Raw genomic sequence first — 15,919 nt, 5'->3', positions numbered from 1 at the left:
AATGATGGGATTAAAGAAGACTTTGACGATTGCGGGTTCTGATACTTCAGGGGGCGCCGGAATTCAGGCGGATTTGAAAACGTTTCAAGAGCATGGAACTTACGGTATGACTGCGTTGACAGTTGTTGTGACTATGGATCCTGAAAGTAATTGGGCGCATAATGTCTACTCACTACCGATTGACGTCGTAAAAGCACAGCTGAAGACGGCGCTGTCAACTGGAATTGACGCGATCAAGACAGGAATGTTGAGCACAGAAGAAATCATTCGTACTGCCGGACAGGCGATTGATGAATCAGGCTTGGATCACGTGGTCATCGATCCTGTCATGGTCTGTAAAGGCGAAGATGAAGTATTAAATCCCGGTAACACCGACGCAATGATCAAATACTTGATACCTAAAGCTGAAATTGTCACGCCGAATTTATTTGAATCCGGACAATTAGCTGGAATGAAGACGCCTAAAACAATCGAAGAAATGAAACAAGCTGCAGAGAAAATTCATCAGCTCGGTGCACGCAATGTAGTGATCAAAGGCGGCAAACAGCTGGAACACGATACAGCGGTCGATCTGTTTTATGATGGACAGGCATTCACTTTATTGGAAGCTGAAAAAGCGGATACGTATTATAATCACGGCGCTGGCTGTACGTTTGCAGCCGCCATCACAGCGAACCTTGCGAACGGCATGACGATTAAAGATGCGGTCATTGAAGCAAAACAATTCGTGACAGCTGCAATTACGCATGGCTGGAAGCTCAATGAATATGTCGGACCTGTCATGCACGGTGCGAAAAATCAATTCGATACGCCGCACATCACATTACACGAAGTCTGACAGAAACTCAGCCGGGAATTGCTCCCGGCTTTTTTTGAGCCGTCTAATCGCAATCAAAGCGGACTTTCGATATACTGAGATTATATGGATTTCAGACAAATCATTGCACTGCACACGGCAGTCATTTGTCTGCTGTCCGTGAATTAACGCACTACATAGGAGGATAAGTATGCAAACTGTTGACGTAAATCATTTGCAGGAGTTACTGGACTCCTTTGCCAATAAAGATGTATATATTCATTTGGAAACAACGAATGGATCGTATGCTGCTCATTTTCAGGAAGGCTTCTTCAATGCCGGCGCGTTCATCCGGAATATAGTCATCCGCTATGAGCTCGGAAAAGTTGCGGGCGACTCCCCTCACCGTATCGGACTGAAACTGCCGAGCGGCTGGATTTATGCACAAGGTATCACGCATTATGAGATGGATGAGCACAACCGTCTGTTAATGGCGGGACTAGGACCTGACGGAAAATTGGCTGTGGCGCTAGAAATCAGCGAAACGCCATTCGCATATTAAGAAGGGAGATTTTTTTGATGATACGAAATGAAAGACATGTATTAGTCGTTTTCCCTCACCCCGACGACGAAACATTCGGGCTTGGCGCAACGATTTCTAAATATATCGAAATGGGCGTACCTGTAACCTATGCATGCTTAACACTTGGTGAAATGGGACGAAACTTAGGCAATCCACCTTTTGCAAACCGTGAAACATTGCCGCAGTTCCGTAAGCAAGAACTGCTTGATGCTTGTGAGGCAATGGGACTGACGGATTTGCGCATGATGGGCTTACGCGATAAAACGGTAGAATTCGAAGATCCTGAAAATCTCGTAAAAATGATGACTGATTTAATTGAAGAATTGAATCCTTCATTAGTAATTACGTTCCATCCGACGCTTGCTGTACACCCTGACCATAATGCGACAGGCGTGGCAGTGCTAGAAGCGGTTGGAAAAATTCCAGAAGCCAAGCGTCCACTGGTCTATTTGAAGGCATTCGATAATGACACGGTCAAGACAATCGGCAAGCCGGATGTTATTCACCATTTACCTGAAGTTGCGGATAAGAAAATTGCTGCATTGCGGGCACATGCCTCTCAGACGATCTGGATGCTGCCTGATATGGAGAAGCGATGGGCTGATCACGATCAGGAAGCATTGAACTGGCTCCACTATGAAGACTTTTATATTCATAAATTCGACTAAAAACCGCAGAGTTGTCTGCGGTTTTTTTATTGATGGGCTATGACTATCCTGCTTAGAATTTTCTCTATGATCACGAACGTTGCGTGTATGATCAAGTTGGAGGCATGTATGAGCGCATGCGGAACCTCTATGAGCGGCTGGGGCTGCGGTATGATCGCATGAACAAAGTTTATGATCACGCGGCAATGTTCTATGATCATTCAGCAAGCAAAAATCAGTTCCTTAATTCCCATCCATTGATTTAATAAGTGCATACAGCGACTGCAGTTTCTTTTCAAATACTTCCACATTCAATGAGCGATCCATTTGCAAACGGGCGGTGTTTTGGGCTTTCATTGCTGTCTGCATGTAGCCTGAGGCGTCTGCGATTGCTTCTCGGTAACGATGTGCTATTTCTTTGATTTTTTCCTCTGCTCGTTGATCTTCGGCGCAAAGAGGTACGATGTCCACTAACTCATCACGTGGACCTTCAGGATCATAAACATGCGGTTGAGTCGAATCGAATAAACAAATGGAAAGTTCAGGGAAGAGGACTAGATCAATACTGGAAGGATCGAGTCCACACCAGCCGTACAGTACGTCAATCCCCCTTCGCTCTGCCTCTTCTCCAATCGCACGCATCATCGTGGATTTCCCTGTTCCCGGCAATCCTTTAATTAACATTCGCTTCCTCATTCGTTTAGTGATCGACGGAATAAAATCATGTGCACTGCCAGCGGACAACGAACCTATAATTCGATGAGAAATGTTCGCCGTTTTTGCCAATTCAATCGTCCCAAATATTTCTTCTTTCAATTTTTCTATCAAGGCAGTGTGCCTTTCCCAATCCATCCGTTGAATATTAACTACTTCCCATTCATCGTGAATTTCTTTAGCACTTTCTAAGGCAGACAGAGACTTTCTGAAGCTGTACTTCGCCTGCTTTAGCAAGTCGCCCACTTCTTCATGCTGCTGGTACAGATGTTCCTGATGATAGACATCGTAGAAACAAAACACCTTATGCCGTCCCCCTAAATCCATCGGTTCGAATGAAATCGGATGCGATGCCTGCAGGATAAAGAGCTTGAGTTCATTTACATAAATAGCATCTGTTTTATCCACATGTCCAGGATTCATGAAGCGGTCGACAGGGTGCCCTCTTTTGACGAAGTACACCGCCAAATCATTCAGCACCTGCGACAGTGAATGCGTAGGCAGACATTTGAGGAATATCGTCTTTCTTGACTCCTCCATCAGCTCCTCATATTTGTGCATGATTCCTTTACCTGTATAAGCCGTCCCCATGTATTCAGTAATATGACCGTATATGCCAACCATCCTTTCTATCGTCCTCTCATTCTATGTACAGGCAATTAAAAAAAGCACCGCTGATTCGTAGAGGAATCAGCGGTGCAAACTTGTAAATAGTATCAATGCACATCCTTATTCTGATGAAGAACTTTAATCAACTCGGTCAGTTTTTCATTTTTCACTCGATCCAATTCAATTTTATTATTCATAAATTTAATTACCTTCACTATAAAATAAATAGCAAAAATGATTAAAAGTAAATTAAGTATAAGCGGTATAAAGCTAAATAAAACGAACAGACCGCCTGTATCGAACTGTGTATGCATATCCATAAAAGCACCTCCTTAGTTCAGCAAATGAATATCATCAATAATTATCAATAACTCCGCCCAATGAAGATGCTTTCACAAACGGTTTCGTAATAATCTTTTCTATTTCCTCCATTGTACCATAAATTACTATGCCCAAAACCTCTACATCGTCCATGTTCATTTCTTTCATCGTGTCATAGGCAGTCTTGTGTTGCGGAAAAGTACTTGTTTGCAACAGCTTTAAAAATTCCTCATATTCATATTTCCATTCAGCAGTAGAATAAGTTGGTTCCCTCATAGAAAAGCCTAATGCTTCATTCTCCCGGACAAAGGTTGCAGGCCAATCGTTTTCTTTCGCCTCTTGTCGAATGGTTTTTAATTGCTCTTCACTGTATGCATTTAACCAAAACCAAGTCATCTCAGGGAAATCAAATAAAGGCAGTGCATCCCATTTATACGGTTGATCAAAAGACAATGCCACTTCGTATATTTTGTCGCCTTCCATCTCGTGAATCAGCTCTTGATCATCTTTATATTTTTTATACGTGACTTCAGGATGGAAAAACAGCATTTCCCGCCAGCCGTTTTCTTTATAGCCCATCTGCCAGTCATCTCCACCAACTCCGATACTGCCTCCACGGCCCCTTGAAATTAAAACAGACGGAATCAAACCAAATTGATATTGTTTCTGTTCAATGACGACCGGCTTTATTTTCATGTCCTTAGAAACTTTATAATGGCTCTGACCACCTAAAATCCCTGTTGAATCAACCGTTTCACTGATATAGCCGTTTGGCGTGCTAAGGCGGACATACGCATCCCACTGCTTAAATGCCTTTTCACTGAAGTAAGCAGAAATCGCAAAGTTGGCGATGGTAAGAACAACAAATACTACAATAGAAATGATAACAGTTCGGATGATCGTCTTTCTCTTGCCTCTTCTAATTGCTTGATTGATCTTCTTCTCATCAAAAAGATCTTCCGTAATTTCATCCATGTAAGTCCCTCCACTTCTTTTTAAATTTTTTTCTTGCCCGAAATAAATACGTTCTGACCGTTTCTTCCTTCATTCCAAGCAGGAGCGCGATTTCCTTGTAGCTCAGCTCAAGCTCGTATTTCAATACAAGCAACTCTCTGAAAGTTTCCTTCATCTGTGCCAGTGTTCGAGAGATTTCCTGATTCAATTCAATAGTGAGGACACTGGATTCCGTATCTTGCTCACTCGTGAAGTTAATCCAGAAATGCTGATCATCGATAGAGATGACACGCTCTTTCCCCTTCTTCTTCAGCACTTTTTTGAATTCATTCATAGAAACAGTGAAAATATAAGAGAGGGCTTTGTCGGTTGGAACACCGCTGCTGTAAGCGATATATTTCATATAACTTTCCTGCACAATATCTTCCGCATCTTCATGACTGCAGCCGTTCTTTTTCAAATAAAAATAGATCATTTTCGCCTGCTTATTATATATTTCCAACAAAAACTGAGAATCCATAGTTCCTCCCTTCCAATGCCCTATACTACTAAAGAGTCTTTCATATGGAAAAAGTGTACAACAAATCTTGAAGTATCTTTTGCTTCCCATTAAAACTGTGCTTGACTATGTAATCAGTACGCAGTTTGGGATTTGCGCTTCAGACGGTACGCTTCCGGAGGGCCCTCGGGGTCGACCGTCTTCCGCTCCAATCCTACCGAATAAGCTGAAAATGTTTACTTATCATAAACTATCTCTACACATTAAAAAACCGCTCTTCCCATCGAAGAGCAGCTCCTACTTATGATAACTTTTCGTTGATCTGACAAGTACGATATATAACAGGATCGTCACCCCAATAACAGCCGCGTAATAATACCAAATTTCGAAAAGTAACAGCTTGGTCATTATAATGCTGACGAGTACCGACACAACCATTCCTAATATATATCCAATTCTTCCAGAGGTTAAAAGTTGATTACATAATTGATGAAATAAAAATCCGACGACAGCACTGATTACAACTGAAAACACAAAAACAGCGATAAGTGTGAAATAGATAAACATAATTGTGCTCCTCTTGAAAGTAGTTTGTCCCTGCTAAACTATTTCATTTTACTCAGGCTTATAAAAATTAGGCAATTCCATATCATACAAAAGCTTTTGAAAACCATCGTAAATTAATCCACCCTCAACATTTGAGCTATCTAGAACTTCTCGCAGTCGTTTAAACAATTCGCCTTCAGGAAAGATTATACCAAATGACTCTCTATTGTCTAATTCAATCAAAAAGAGAATGATCATTCTATATAATCCCGGATAATCTGATTCAATGCCCTCTCGATTAGTTAAGAATGAATCAATATAATCAGGAAAGTAATAGTAAGCATCTGGATCAAACAACTGATCTTTTCGCAATTCTTCAACCGGCTGAAAGATAAAAGCAGATTTCCCGCGCCAATTTCCAAGCCCCGCCGCAAAAACCAGAAGCGAATATTTTCTGACCTCTTCATCTGAACTTGAAAAGTATTTAAAATAATACTCAAAGTCTCGGCTTTCCCATCCCTTAGAAGTAATAAACGCACCGTACTCTAAGCCTTCTACAATACTTTTAGCTTTTTGAACAATGATAGATGACATTGGTACCCCTCACTTTTTTCCTGTTTAGACTAGCGTTTTTCCGTAAATACGTAAAATCAGACCGAAGTGATTTCAGTTAACGACCGTTTTGAGCATTCTATTTTTTCAACCGAAATAGTAATCACCTTCATTGGAGCCGTCTCCATAATCCCCCCGTCATATCCTACACGCACCTGATCGCCCACTTGAAAGTTTTCATCCGAGTTTACTGCAAGATTAATCTCTATTTGTCCCAGAACTTTTCCATCCTCTTGCTCTGCATGAATTAGCGCATTATCTCCAATAATCTCTTGAATCGTGCCGACCAAAGTTGCTTTCACCTTTTTATCGGGATTCTCTGAACCGCAGGCAAATAACATCCCCGCAAATAAAGTCAGACAGATTAAAACAATCTTATTTCTCATTGCTTCGTTCCTCCTAAAGACAAACTTTTACATTGCGCTCACCTTATCAATAAAATCACCTGACATTTTACTTTTCCCTGTCTACATAAAATTCAATCTGCGCTTCGATCGTGTATTCCTTTTCCATCTCGTCTTCTACATAAAAGTTTGCACGTCCATCGACAATATAGTGACCGCTTGGATAGTTTGCTTTCATAACCTTTTTCATAAATTCTTTATATTCCTCTTTATCTTGATCTGAGTAGCTGCCACCGCCATTTAGTTCCTGCCGCATCGGCTCACCTTTCTTCAAAACTGTACGTTTACCTACCATAGTTACTGCGTATTCAATTTCATAATCCCTTGTTGTTTCAGTCATCGGAAATAAAAATGGTGAACTTCCGTGGCTTATTTCGACTTCGGCTTTTTGTCCTGCATATTCCAGCTCAGCGAAGATTTCCACGTTCTCCCCTTCATCGTAGTGCTCTTCTTCAGAAATAAGCCGATAAATCAAATCACCTTCAACCACTTCGGATATTGTATACAGTTCATCCGGCTTGGGCGACTGTTCTTCATCCTTCACTTGTTCCGTTTTCTGACAGCCATACAAAGCGATTGAGCTGAGTATTGTCAACGTGAAAATTATAAGTATTTTCTTCATTTGTTCCTCCTCTTTCATAAGTTAGACTTTACGTTTTGGGAAAAGTTACAATTTCCCGTTTAGCCCCCTAATGCACTTTTATTAACCACTCAGCATAAAATTAGTTGATTTTTCAGTAAATAAAGGCGATTGTTTAGATTTCGCCACCTCATTTATGTTAAAATGGTATGGTATCACTCATTAATTAGTAGATTCACGTTCTACTTCTGGAAAAGTACACTATGCTTTTATAAGGAGGAGGAATTGAAAATGGCTAACGATGACCGAAAGAAGATTATTAAAACGAATGAAATGCGCACGAAGGAAATTTCTAAGATGATAGGTGAAGGTGGAATTGGCGCTGATAAATACTATGATATTAAGAAAGTAGTGCCTGCAGAAGAAACAGCCGACGGTAAAATCGATAAAAAATAGCAGAAATCAATCAGCCGCTTTCCATATGGAAGGCGGCTGATTGATTTCTGCTTATGCTCCTTTATAGCGCAATAACACTTTCTCGTCGTCTTGATTTGTAATCCACAACAGCAGCTTTTTACATTGCGGCATGGCAATTTGAATGAACTGTCCGATGAACAGCACGACGAATAATGTCCCGATTCCCACCGGTCCGCCAAGTAAAAAACCGGCCAGTGTAACAATTGCTTCAATTGTTGTTCTTGCTGTCCGTAGGCTCCATCCAAGTTTATCTACGATCAAAAGCATCAAACTGTCCCGCGGTCCAGCACCAAGGTTAGGTGAAACATAAATCCCGACTCCATATGCCATCACCAATACACCGATTATAAAGCAAAGTCCCTGTGCCGCAAGTGATGTCACATCTGGTAGCAGCCAGTTAAAGAAGTCGATAAACAACCCGATTACCAGCATATTCAGCCACGTTCCCCATCTTGGCCATTCTTTCAGGGCCAAAGAGGAAACCGTAACAATTAAAAGTCCTGTGAGAATACTCCAGGAACCAATCGTCAATCCGATATTCTGGAACAGCCCGACGTGCAGAACGTCCCATGGCCCAATTCCGAATCGCTGCCCTTTAATTGTCAGGGAGATGCCGAGTGACATGATCATCATTCCGCCAACAAAAAAAATCCAGCGCCAAGCTAATAAATTACGCATATACATTCTTCTTTCTTCTTGTTGTCACTTGCTCATTCTTTCTATTGTAGCAGAAAACGAAGAGAATGTGAGACTATTCCTTCACAATATCTGCAAACTGAGCTTTCGTGACAGCAGCCAGGTCATGCGGGGTAAGTTTCATCTGCAAACCCACTTTCCCTGCACTGACAAAGAGATAGTCCAGCTGTTCAGCCTTCAGATCAATGAATGTCGGCAGTTCTTTCTTCATTCCAACCGGTGAACAGCCGCCTTTTATGTAGCCGGTTTCCTTCGTTAGTTCTTTCATAGGAAGCATGTCGACCTTTTTAACACCTGCTGCTCTGGCCGCCTTTTTCAGATCCAGCTCGTCTGCAACAGGGATGATGAACACAAGGAGGTCTGTTTTGCTCGCCATGGCTACAAGTGTTTTAAAGACGTTTTCGACAGGAGTATTGGTTTTATTCGCCACCGACACTCCGTCGTTTTGACCGTCATCCGTCTCGTAGCTGCGCATTTCATACTCAATACTTTCACTTTCAATAATACGGATCGCATTCGTCTTTACAGATTTTTGTTTTTTCGCCAATGGTATAACCTCTTCCCTATAGCTCGTAACGTAAAAAGTCCATTTCACTGAATTTCAGCAAAACGGACATAGTTAATTAGCTGTTTGGTTGCGAGAACACCTATCAACCCAATCAGACACTGACATTCATTTCAGGCCATTCTACCTGGTACTGATTATTTTTTGCCTGGCTTTGAATGTTGTAGACTACAAAGGCATTTTCATAGCGTTTCTGCATATGGTCTGCTGCCACTGCTTCATTATGTCCTGATACAGCTGACATCTGTTCTCGGATTGCTTTAGCACGGTTATGAAGAGACAGCTGCAATTCAGCTTCGGCTATTTTTGCTGATGCTTTGCTGCCAAGCTGATAGTCTGCAGTCGTCGGTTCCTGCACGGAATATGCGTCCCTGCGAACGTCACGCCACAAATCAATTGTTTCTTCCAAATTATTGCCGAGCGGAATCGCTATATTTTTTACTTGACCTGCGCCAAGTTTCTGGAATTCGGATTTTTCATTGGAAACCTGTTCAGCGTTTTTTTGCTCTCCCCGCAACAGTGCTTCAAGATCTTCTAAGGATTTATTCGTCTGTTCACGAAACTCCGTTTGTTTTTCATAGGCATTTTCCGCATTCCTTCTTCGGACTGCGTCATATCTCTGCAGTTGTTCAGCAGCACTCGCAAACCCCATTACAGCATTCATCGCATCCACCTCCTGCGGAACTTTGTATTGTTTTCTTTATATACCATTTTACCGAAAGTCAGTTAGTCAGCCAATCGGGCTAAAGACCACTTTCTTAATTGTCAACTATTTATGTTTACCTGTACATAGACTGTAAATTACATTTTTCTTCAGATTTGCAGGTGGAATCTACTATACTCTACTCGTAATATATGTCTAATGAATACCCTTATTCTTCAGCCTATAAACCTTAAAAAACGCATCAGACTTTATAAACTCGTCTGATACGTTAATTTCATTAGGATGTTATTCTGTTTTACTAATCTTTGGCGGAGCTTCTCCAGGAAGTTCTGGCTTTTCATTCGGCTGTTCTTCTAGAAATTTAGTTTCAATCATTTCTTTTTTTGCTGTGTTTTTGCTGTTTTTTCCTTCCAGACGGTCCATTGTACGTTCAATGGTTTTATTTGGTGTGGAGAGTGTGACAATGGTGTCTCCTGTCTGCGCATGCAGTTCTTTTTCGGCAGTATAGAATTCCATATCACCATTTGCCCGTAAAATATACAGCAAAATCGATTGATCATCTCGTTCGCGTAAATACTGCGTGTAGCTGTATTGATTCGTCAGCAAGGTTTTACGGAACACATAACCGGAAGTCATTCGTTCTTCCAATTCGTGTATGGACAGATTCGGTGTAAACAATAACTGTCCCGTCGATAAATTAATTTGCCTGTCTGCACTTCGCTTATGCGTCATCGTCTGGAACAGTAAGTCACGACCCAGATCCGGCGTGAAGTCGGCACATACATGCGAGTTATAGGTGTCCATTTTGGTCATTGCCAAAATATAACGGTATGGCGTCAGATCCAAGTGGTATCCTGTGTGCTCTGATAGAATATCACCCATATACGTCGGAATGCCAAGTTTCCGTGCATTAGACAGCCCACCCCATGATTCTTCCATGATGAGCACTTGGTGATCCGCTTCCTGGATGGACTTTGCAAGTTCCGCTGTAAAACGCGAGCTGCCAATCAAAACAACTCCATTTTCTGCTGGCGTCGTCAAATTAAGCTTTTTCGCAAGCCAGCCGATTGAGAAGCCGTGAACGACTACGGTGGAAAATACGAGCGCAAACGTCAATGCAGTCAGCAGCTCTGCATCTTTATAGCCATTTTCAAGCAAGATCGTCGCAAAGTAACCAGACACTGTCAGTGCCACGATGCCCCGGGGCGCAATCCAGCCGATCAACGTTTTTTCCCGTACCGTCAAGTCGGTGCCGATGGTCGATAGCCAGATCGATAGCGGGCGTACAACGAAAAGCATCGCCAGTACATACAGAACAATTTTCGGGTTCAATATCTCAATTAAAATATGGGGATCGAGCGACGCAGTCAACATGACGAAAATACCCGATATGAGCAGTACCGAAATATTTTCTTTAAAATGCCGGATATCCTGCAATGTCGTCAGCGGCATATTCGCCATCGTCATCCCCATCGCCGTGACAGCGAGTAAGCCTGTTTCATGCATGATTTCATCTGATAAAACAAATACGAATAATACCAATCCAAATAAAATCGGCGCTTTCAAATATTCCGGAATTCTTCCCTTTTCAAATGCTGATCCGAGAATACGGCTCGTTCCCCAGCCGAGCACAACAGAAAACACAGATGCCCCGACGAACAGCAGCATCGTTTTCATTGTCACTTCGTTATTAATAAATTTGATAGCTTCAAATGCGAAGACCGCAAGCAGTGCACCGAACGGATCAACGACAATGCCTTCCCACTTCAAAATTGCGGCGGGACGCGGTTTCAAACGTGCCTGCCGAAGCAGTGGTAAAATGACAGTCGGCCCCGTGACGATGAACAACCCGCCGATAATGAAAGCCACTTCCCAAGACAGTCCCGCGATATAGTGTGCCGCCAGCGAACCCGCAATCCATGCGATGAACGCACCGATAGTCACAATCCGTGCAACCGGCCGGCCAAATCCCTTAATCTCCTTGAAATCCAAATTTAAACTGCCTTCAAATAAAATAATAGCAACAGCAAATGTAATGATCGGACCGAATAGATCGCCCATCGATTGCTGCGGATTAATCAGACCGAAAATCGGGCCGACCAACAAACCAGCAATCGCCATCACGACAATCGCCGGCATTCTTGTACGCCATGCAATCCATTGTGACCCTACTCCAATTACTATGACGAACATTAAATCCATCAACAATGAATCAAACATTTTAGCATGGCCCCTTTCATTATGTTCCGGCAGTGAAACTACTCTGCTCGTGTTCATTGTAATAAAATATTATACATTTTCATAGGCTTAGAGGAACGCAGCAGGTTCAGAAAGGGTGGTTCCAATCGAACAACAAGTCCAAAAAAAAATAGTGATGTATCTTTCTATAACTGATGGAAAAGGAAGTTATCCTCTGCGACGTGCAGCAATACTTGCGAGTGCCTTGAAATCCGAAGCAGAAATAATTTTCCTGTACGACGCGGAAACAGTTCAGCCAGACACCGATTCCCCCTATTATTTAGTGGAAGGTCCTTCTTCCCTGCTGAAGCTCGTTGCCAATCTGCAGCCTGACCTTTTCATTCGGGACGGCGGTGTCAGCCACAAAGATGAAGTGGCCAAGCTTCAGGAGTTAGTGCCAAGTCTTCTGCATTTTGATGATTTTGGTGAAGGCGGTCATTTAGCCGATTTAGTCATCCAGACACTTTACGCGGAAACTCATGAGATGGTTCCCGATCATTACACCGTCGGTTATGAGACGTTCGCCGCGGATGCTTCACTGAAAAGAAATCGTGGCGCAGGACTGAAACGAAAAAAACCTGCCGATTCGCCCCACTTGGTCATTTCATTTGGAGACGAGGATCCTGGCAACTTGACGTACCGCGCACTGCGCCATATTAAGCAGCTGCAGATTCCATTAAATGTGTCCGTTTTAATTGGCTCAAATTATACTCATGACGTCAGTGAAATACAATTGATGGCGCTCAGCCGTCGAAATACGCGGGTCCTGCGCGCTCCGCTAGATCATGCGGACGTTTTTTCGAAGGCTGATATGATTTTATGTGATGCCGGTTATACACCTTATGAAGTCGCTGTCATTGGTGTGCCTTGTATAGTACTTGCCCAAAACGACTTCGAATCAAACCTCGGTTTTCCGACGGAGCACAACGGATTCATTCACCTGGGACTCGGCCGTAAAGTGACGCAGTCAAATCTGCTGAATGCGATTATGGAGCCATTGCTGCATGATGCTAGGAGGGAACGTGCAGTGAAGCGGCAGCTGCGGATGAATGTCGGAGATGGCGAGAAGAAGTTGCTGGAAGTCATCCGCTACTTGCTGGAGTTTCCGAAACGACAACGAGCTGGATATGTTACACTAAGGGAAAATCGATGATAGGAGTTTTCCCAATGAACAAAGAGCAGCTCACACAAGAAATCGCTATGCTGAAGATGGACTACATCGGCTTGCAGGGTGATATCGAGAAACTGGAGTCAACCGGCCATAACAAGATGATCGAAAACGCCGAACGTCGCTTGGCAGGCATGGAAGAACGTCTCGCAGACCTGAACAAGCAGCTTGCTGAAGCAACTGAATAAACATCGAACAGCCTCCTTCTGAGTATGAAGTGGGGCTGTTTTTTTGTATGTAGTATAGTAGTTTGAAGGAAGAAAGTATACCGTTTCCCTGCGTTTCAGGCGGACGCTTTCCGCGGGGCTCGCGGTGAGCCTCCTCGTCGCTTCGCTCCTGCGGGGTCTCACCTGTCGAGCTTGATCCCGCAGGAGTCGCCGCCTTGCACTCCGGTACACTGGCGTGGTTTTCAATAGTTTTTACATGGAATGTTAAGTTACATAGTTCGACTATGTAAACATACTGCAAATACTACTGACTAGAAATCCATTAGTATGTAATATATGCAGAGAATAAAACACGTTTCATGCCATACCTCCCTGAAAGCGTACGTGCTGGAATTTTAGTCTTATTTAGAAAGGTGGTGAAGTTAAAGTAGCCATTAAATGTACTTTTATATTTCATCTGATAGCTACATAACTTAAATAAGAGCGATTTCTTTATTATTCTACAAAGCGTTTTTAAAAGTATCACCCACATAAATAGTATTGAAAATCTAACCAGTGTACCGGAGTGGAAGGCGGCGACTCCCGGAGGATCAGCGTGTCAGGTGAGACCCTGGACTGAGCGAAGCGAAGGAAGCGGCTCACCGCACGCCCTCGGGAACGCGGTGAGCCTGAAACGCAGGGAAACGGTATCTCACTGCTTACAAATTCTCTACTACAGGAACAAACAAAAAAGCCCACAAAATGTGAGCTTAGGCAGTTACGTATTCTTGTGCTGCTTCGTCTGCTACGAGCAGTTCTTTCAAATACTTCTTCGCGCGGAACAGGCGGGACTTCACGGTACCAATCGAAACTTTCATCAGGTTCGCAATTTCCACTAGCGAATACTGATTTACGTAGAAATACTCGATCGTCTTGCGGTAAATGCCGTCCAGCTGACCGATCTTCTGCTGAACAAGCATCTGAATATCACTTTGTTCAATCAATTCCACAGGTGTTTTTGCATCACTGGGAACCAAATCTAGAATCGGAACGTCTAATGTATCAGGCTGGTTCATTACGTACTGGCTGTGACGTACATTTTTTCGGTAGCGGTCTCTGAATGTATTCATGCAAATCGTTGTAAGCCAAGCTTTCATTCGATTGACTTCACTCATCTCACCGCTGTATCGAACCACTTTCACCCATACGTCCTGCATAAGATCTTCTGCTTCTTCTTTATTACGAGTTAATTTAAGACATAGATGATATATATAACGGCCATATTCTTCATATAATGCGTTTAAATCTGATTTCATAAGTTAGTACCTCCGTTTGAACTGGTACCCTAATTATGTCAGACAGCAACCTGACAAACCATCGCTTTCTCTTTCAGCAACCTTACATTTGTGTAAGGTTGCTTGACATCGTCTATGCTTCAATGACCTCTTCCTCTTCCGGAAGCTTTGTAATCTGCAGCCGCAGAATCTTTGTGCGGTCCATTTCTTCCACTTCAAATCGTAAAGTGTTATATTGGAACGCTTCTCCTGCTTCAGGAATATGTCCAAGTTCTTGGAATACGAATCCACCAATTGTATCGTGGTCGGTCGGAATCTCTACATCCAACAGTTCAATTACGTCCTCAATATCCAGACGTCCCTGACAGATTAGACGATTTTCTTCCTTCTCGAAAACCATTGCTTCTTCCGCTACGTCCGTTTCATCTTCTATATCCTGACCGATCATTTCTTCAATAATATCTTCCTGCGTCACAATTCCGAGTGTTCCACCATATTCGTCGAGCACGATTGCCATATGCTTCTTCTGCGTCAGCATGCGCTTGAACACTAATTCCACACTTGCCGTCTGCACAACAAACAGCGGCTGACGGTCGATCATTTCAGAAAACTTACGCTTCGGAAACATGGACCACTCAATCAGCATTTTTGAATAAAAGATACCGACAACCCGATCGATACTCTCTTCATAAACTGGATAGCGTGTGTAAAAATACTGCAGCACGACATCCCGCACATCTTCATAGGTCGAATCCATCGACAATGAAATAATATCGGTCCGATGTGTTTCCATTACATCCATTACATCTTTTTCACGAAAATCTAACACACCTTTTAGACGAATCGATTCATCCTGGCCAAAGGTACCTTCAGTCGATGCGATGTCCACCATCGACCTCACATCTTCTTTCGTCAATGTAGCTTCCGTCACGGCACCCTTGGATATCAACCGCACAAAAAAATTTGTGAACAGCGCCAGAATAGCCGTCAATGGAATGAGTATTTTCACGAGCAGTGTAATCGGCGGTGCCACTACATATGCGATGCGGTCTGCAAATGTCGCCGCAATCGTTTTCGGCAGCACTTCACCAAATATAATCAGGACGACTGTCAAAATCCCTGTAAGCAATCCGACACTCAGCCCTTTATCAATCGCAATCATCGTCACGATTGTAGGCATTAAAATATTTGCGATATTATTCCCAATCAAGATGGCCGTAATCATACGGTCCGGCTTTGAGAGTAATTGGCGCAACTTAATCGATTTAATATCTCCCTGATCCGCACGCAGTTGAATTTTCATTCGGTTTACGGCTGTCAGAGCAGTTTCACTTCCTGATAAAAAAAAGGACATAAACAAACAAAGTCCCAGTGCAATAAACAATTGCGTCTCCCCCAGCTTTTC

The 15,919-nt window shown here is 42.9% G+C and carries 20 protein-coding genes; 6 read left to right on the top strand and 14 right to left on the bottom strand.

The annotated features are described in order from the left end of the window. The first annotated feature begins 4 nt into the window (after nucleotides 1-4). From pdxK to bshB2, 3 genes are all read left to right on the top strand, one after another. Entirely contained in the window at nucleotides 5-838 is an 834-nt protein-coding gene (gene pdxK / locus Q1J64_RS01120) for a pyridoxine/pyridoxal/pyridoxamine kinase (RefSeq protein WP_301107319.1), read from the top strand. Nucleotides 839-1,007: 169 nt separating this feature from the next. After that, on the top strand, nucleotides 1,008-1,358 hold the full coding sequence (locus tag Q1J64_RS01115; RefSeq protein ID WP_301107253.1) for a YojF family protein: 351 nt from the start codon (nucleotides 1,008-1,010) through the stop codon (nucleotides 1,356-1,358). 14 nt (nucleotides 1,359-1,372) lie between these two features. Next, nucleotides 1,373-2,047 (top strand): bacillithiol biosynthesis deacetylase BshB2, encoded by a 675-nt coding sequence (gene bshB2, locus Q1J64_RS01110; protein ID WP_301107252.1) that lies wholly within the window; start codon nucleotides 1,373-1,375, stop codon nucleotides 2,045-2,047. 222 nt (nucleotides 2,048-2,269) lie between these two features. On the opposite strand, the gene Q1J64_RS01105 is transcribed toward bshB2, so the two are convergent. The 8 genes from Q1J64_RS01105 to Q1J64_RS01070 form a co-directional block, all read right to left on the bottom strand. Next, nucleotides 2,270-3,364 (bottom strand): hypothetical protein, encoded by a 1,095-nt coding sequence (locus Q1J64_RS01105; RefSeq protein WP_301107251.1) that lies wholly within the window; start codon nucleotides 3,362-3,364, stop codon nucleotides 2,270-2,272. A gap of 92 nt (nucleotides 3,365-3,456) precedes the next feature. Next, nucleotides 3,457-3,669, bottom strand: a complete 213-nt coding sequence (locus Q1J64_RS01100; protein ID WP_301107250.1) for a hypothetical protein — start codon at nucleotides 3,667-3,669, stop codon at nucleotides 3,457-3,459. A gap of 34 nt (nucleotides 3,670-3,703) precedes the next feature. Further along, nucleotides 3,704-4,645 carry an anti sigma factor C-terminal domain-containing protein gene (locus Q1J64_RS01095; RefSeq protein WP_301107249.1) on the bottom strand — a complete coding sequence of 314 codons (942 nt, stop codon included), beginning with the start codon at nucleotides 4,643-4,645 and terminating at the stop codon, nucleotides 3,704-3,706. Next, a complete protein-coding gene (locus Q1J64_RS01090; RefSeq protein WP_301107248.1) occupies nucleotides 4,638-5,144 on the bottom strand; it encodes an RNA polymerase sigma factor in 507 nt (168 codons plus the stop codon). Before Q1J64_RS01090 ends, Q1J64_RS01095 begins: the two co-directional genes overlap by 8 nt. A 276-nt stretch (nucleotides 5,145-5,420) precedes the next feature. After that, entirely contained in the window at nucleotides 5,421-5,690 is a 270-nt protein-coding gene (locus tag Q1J64_RS01085) for a hypothetical protein (RefSeq protein ID WP_301107247.1), read from the bottom strand. Nucleotides 5,691-5,738: 48 nt separating this feature from the next. Then, a complete protein-coding gene (locus Q1J64_RS01080; RefSeq protein WP_301107246.1) occupies nucleotides 5,739-6,263 on the bottom strand; it encodes a hypothetical protein in 525 nt (174 codons plus the stop codon). Between the two features lie 56 nt (nucleotides 6,264-6,319). Next, nucleotides 6,320-6,667 (bottom strand): hypothetical protein, encoded by a 348-nt coding sequence (locus tag Q1J64_RS01075; RefSeq protein ID WP_301107245.1) that lies wholly within the window; start codon nucleotides 6,665-6,667, stop codon nucleotides 6,320-6,322. Between the two features lie 67 nt (nucleotides 6,668-6,734). Continuing rightward, nucleotides 6,735-7,307 (bottom strand): hypothetical protein, encoded by a 573-nt coding sequence (locus Q1J64_RS01070; protein ID WP_301107244.1) that lies wholly within the window; start codon nucleotides 7,305-7,307, stop codon nucleotides 6,735-6,737. 249 nt (nucleotides 7,308-7,556) lie between these two features. On the opposite strand from Q1J64_RS01070, the gene Q1J64_RS01065 reads away from it, so the two are divergent. Further along, nucleotides 7,557-7,721, top strand: a complete 165-nt coding sequence (locus tag Q1J64_RS01065; RefSeq protein ID WP_301107243.1) for a hypothetical protein — start codon at nucleotides 7,557-7,559, stop codon at nucleotides 7,719-7,721. Between the two features lie 51 nt (nucleotides 7,722-7,772). On the opposite strand, the gene Q1J64_RS01060 is transcribed toward Q1J64_RS01065, so the two are convergent. From Q1J64_RS01060 to Q1J64_RS01045, 4 genes are all read right to left on the bottom strand, one after another. Further along, nucleotides 7,773-8,420: a YczE/YyaS/YitT family protein gene (locus tag Q1J64_RS01060; RefSeq protein WP_301107242.1), complete on the bottom strand. Its 648-nt coding sequence runs from the start codon at nucleotides 8,418-8,420 to the stop codon at nucleotides 7,773-7,775. Between the two features lie 73 nt (nucleotides 8,421-8,493). Then, nucleotides 8,494-8,985 carry a Cys-tRNA(Pro) deacylase gene (gene ybaK / locus Q1J64_RS01055; protein ID WP_301107241.1) on the bottom strand — a complete coding sequence of 164 codons (492 nt, stop codon included), beginning with the start codon at nucleotides 8,983-8,985 and terminating at the stop codon, nucleotides 8,494-8,496. A 112-nt stretch (nucleotides 8,986-9,097) separates the two neighbouring features. After that, complete coding sequence (locus tag Q1J64_RS01050; RefSeq protein WP_301107240.1) at nucleotides 9,098-9,667, bottom strand: hypothetical protein; 570 nt, start codon at nucleotides 9,665-9,667, stop codon at nucleotides 9,098-9,100. Nucleotides 9,668-9,952: 285 nt separating this feature from the next. Next, nucleotides 9,953-11,887 (bottom strand): cation:proton antiporter, encoded by a 1,935-nt coding sequence (locus Q1J64_RS01045; protein WP_301107239.1) that lies wholly within the window; start codon nucleotides 11,885-11,887, stop codon nucleotides 9,953-9,955. Between the two features lie 115 nt (nucleotides 11,888-12,002). Here Q1J64_RS01045 and Q1J64_RS01040 point away from each other — a divergent pair, with 115 nt between their 5' ends. Both Q1J64_RS01040 and Q1J64_RS01035 read left to right on the top strand, forming a co-directional pair. Continuing rightward, the gene (locus Q1J64_RS01040; protein ID WP_301107238.1) at nucleotides 12,003-13,058 is read left to right on the top strand and encodes a glycosyltransferase family protein; all 1,056 of its coding nucleotides are present in this window, start codon (nucleotides 12,003-12,005) and stop codon (nucleotides 13,056-13,058) included. A 14-nt stretch (nucleotides 13,059-13,072) separates the two neighbouring features. Beyond that, nucleotides 13,073-13,261 carry an SE1832 family protein gene (locus Q1J64_RS01035; RefSeq protein WP_301107237.1) on the top strand — a complete coding sequence of 63 codons (189 nt, stop codon included), beginning with the start codon at nucleotides 13,073-13,075 and terminating at the stop codon, nucleotides 13,259-13,261. A 728-nt stretch (nucleotides 13,262-13,989) separates the two neighbouring features. On the opposite strand, the gene Q1J64_RS01030 is transcribed toward Q1J64_RS01035, so the two are convergent. Beyond that, a complete protein-coding gene (locus Q1J64_RS01030) occupies nucleotides 13,990-14,535 on the bottom strand; it encodes an RNA polymerase sigma factor (protein WP_301107236.1) in 546 nt (181 codons plus the stop codon). Between the two features lie 112 nt (nucleotides 14,536-14,647). Beyond that, nucleotides 14,648-15,898 (bottom strand): hemolysin family protein, encoded by a 1,251-nt coding sequence (locus Q1J64_RS01025; RefSeq protein WP_301107235.1) that lies wholly within the window; start codon nucleotides 15,896-15,898, stop codon nucleotides 14,648-14,650. Between the last annotated feature and the right edge of the window lie 21 nt (nucleotides 15,899-15,919).

Origin of the sequence: Sporosarcina sp. (genome assembly GCF_029257255.1) — a bacterium.
Classification (GTDB): domain Bacteria; phylum Bacillota; class Bacilli; order Bacillales_A; family Planococcaceae; genus Sporosarcina.
This window is presented reverse-complemented; position numbering and strand designations above follow the sequence as displayed.

What these genes read in the sequence shown, in the direction of transcription:
- pdxK (WP_301107319.1), top strand. Translation starts at nt 5, where the DNA reads ATGGGATTAAAGAAGACTTTGACGATTGCGGGTTCTGATACTTCAGGG.
- Q1J64_RS01115 (WP_301107253.1), top strand. Translation starts at nt 1,008, where the DNA reads ATGCAAACTGTTGACGTAAATCATTTGCAGGAGTTACTGGACTCCTTT.
- Q1J64_RS01105 (WP_301107251.1), bottom strand. Translation starts at nt 3,364, where the DNA reads ATGGTTGGCATATACGGTCATATTACTGAATACATGGGGACGGCTTAT.
- Q1J64_RS01100 (WP_301107250.1), bottom strand. Translation starts at nt 3,669, where the DNA reads ATGGATATGCATACACAGTTCGATACAGGCGGTCTGTTCGTTTTATTT.
- Q1J64_RS01095 (WP_301107249.1), bottom strand. Translation starts at nt 4,645, where the DNA reads ATGGATGAAATTACGGAAGATCTTTTTGATGAGAAGAAGATCAATCAA.
- Q1J64_RS01090 (WP_301107248.1), bottom strand. Translation starts at nt 5,144, where the DNA reads ATGGATTCTCAGTTTTTGTTGGAAATATATAATAAGCAGGCGAAAATG.
- Q1J64_RS01085 (WP_301107247.1), bottom strand. Translation starts at nt 5,690, where the DNA reads ATGTTTATCTATTTCACACTTATCGCTGTTTTTGTGTTTTCAGTTGTA.
- Q1J64_RS01080 (WP_301107246.1), bottom strand. Translation starts at nt 6,263, where the DNA reads ATGTCATCTATCATTGTTCAAAAAGCTAAAAGTATTGTAGAAGGCTTA.
- Q1J64_RS01075 (WP_301107245.1), bottom strand. Translation starts at nt 6,667, where the DNA reads ATGAGAAATAAGATTGTTTTAATCTGTCTGACTTTATTTGCGGGGATG.
- Q1J64_RS01070 (WP_301107244.1), bottom strand. Translation starts at nt 7,307, where the DNA reads ATGAAGAAAATACTTATAATTTTCACGTTGACAATACTCAGCTCAATC.
- Q1J64_RS01065 (WP_301107243.1), top strand. Translation starts at nt 7,557, where the DNA reads ATGGCTAACGATGACCGAAAGAAGATTATTAAAACGAATGAAATGCGC.
- Q1J64_RS01060 (WP_301107242.1), bottom strand. Translation starts at nt 8,420, where the DNA reads ATGCGTAATTTATTAGCTTGGCGCTGGATTTTTTTTGTTGGCGGAATG.
- Q1J64_RS01050 (WP_301107240.1), bottom strand. Translation starts at nt 9,667, where the DNA reads ATGAATGCTGTAATGGGGTTTGCGAGTGCTGCTGAACAACTGCAGAGA.
- Q1J64_RS01045 (WP_301107239.1), bottom strand. Translation starts at nt 11,887, where the DNA reads ATGTTTGATTCATTGTTGATGGATTTAATGTTCGTCATAGTAATTGGA.
- Q1J64_RS01035 (WP_301107237.1), top strand. Translation starts at nt 13,073, where the DNA reads ATGAACAAAGAGCAGCTCACACAAGAAATCGCTATGCTGAAGATGGAC.
- Q1J64_RS01030 (WP_301107236.1), bottom strand. Translation starts at nt 14,535, where the DNA reads ATGAAATCAGATTTAAACGCATTATATGAAGAATATGGCCGTTATATA.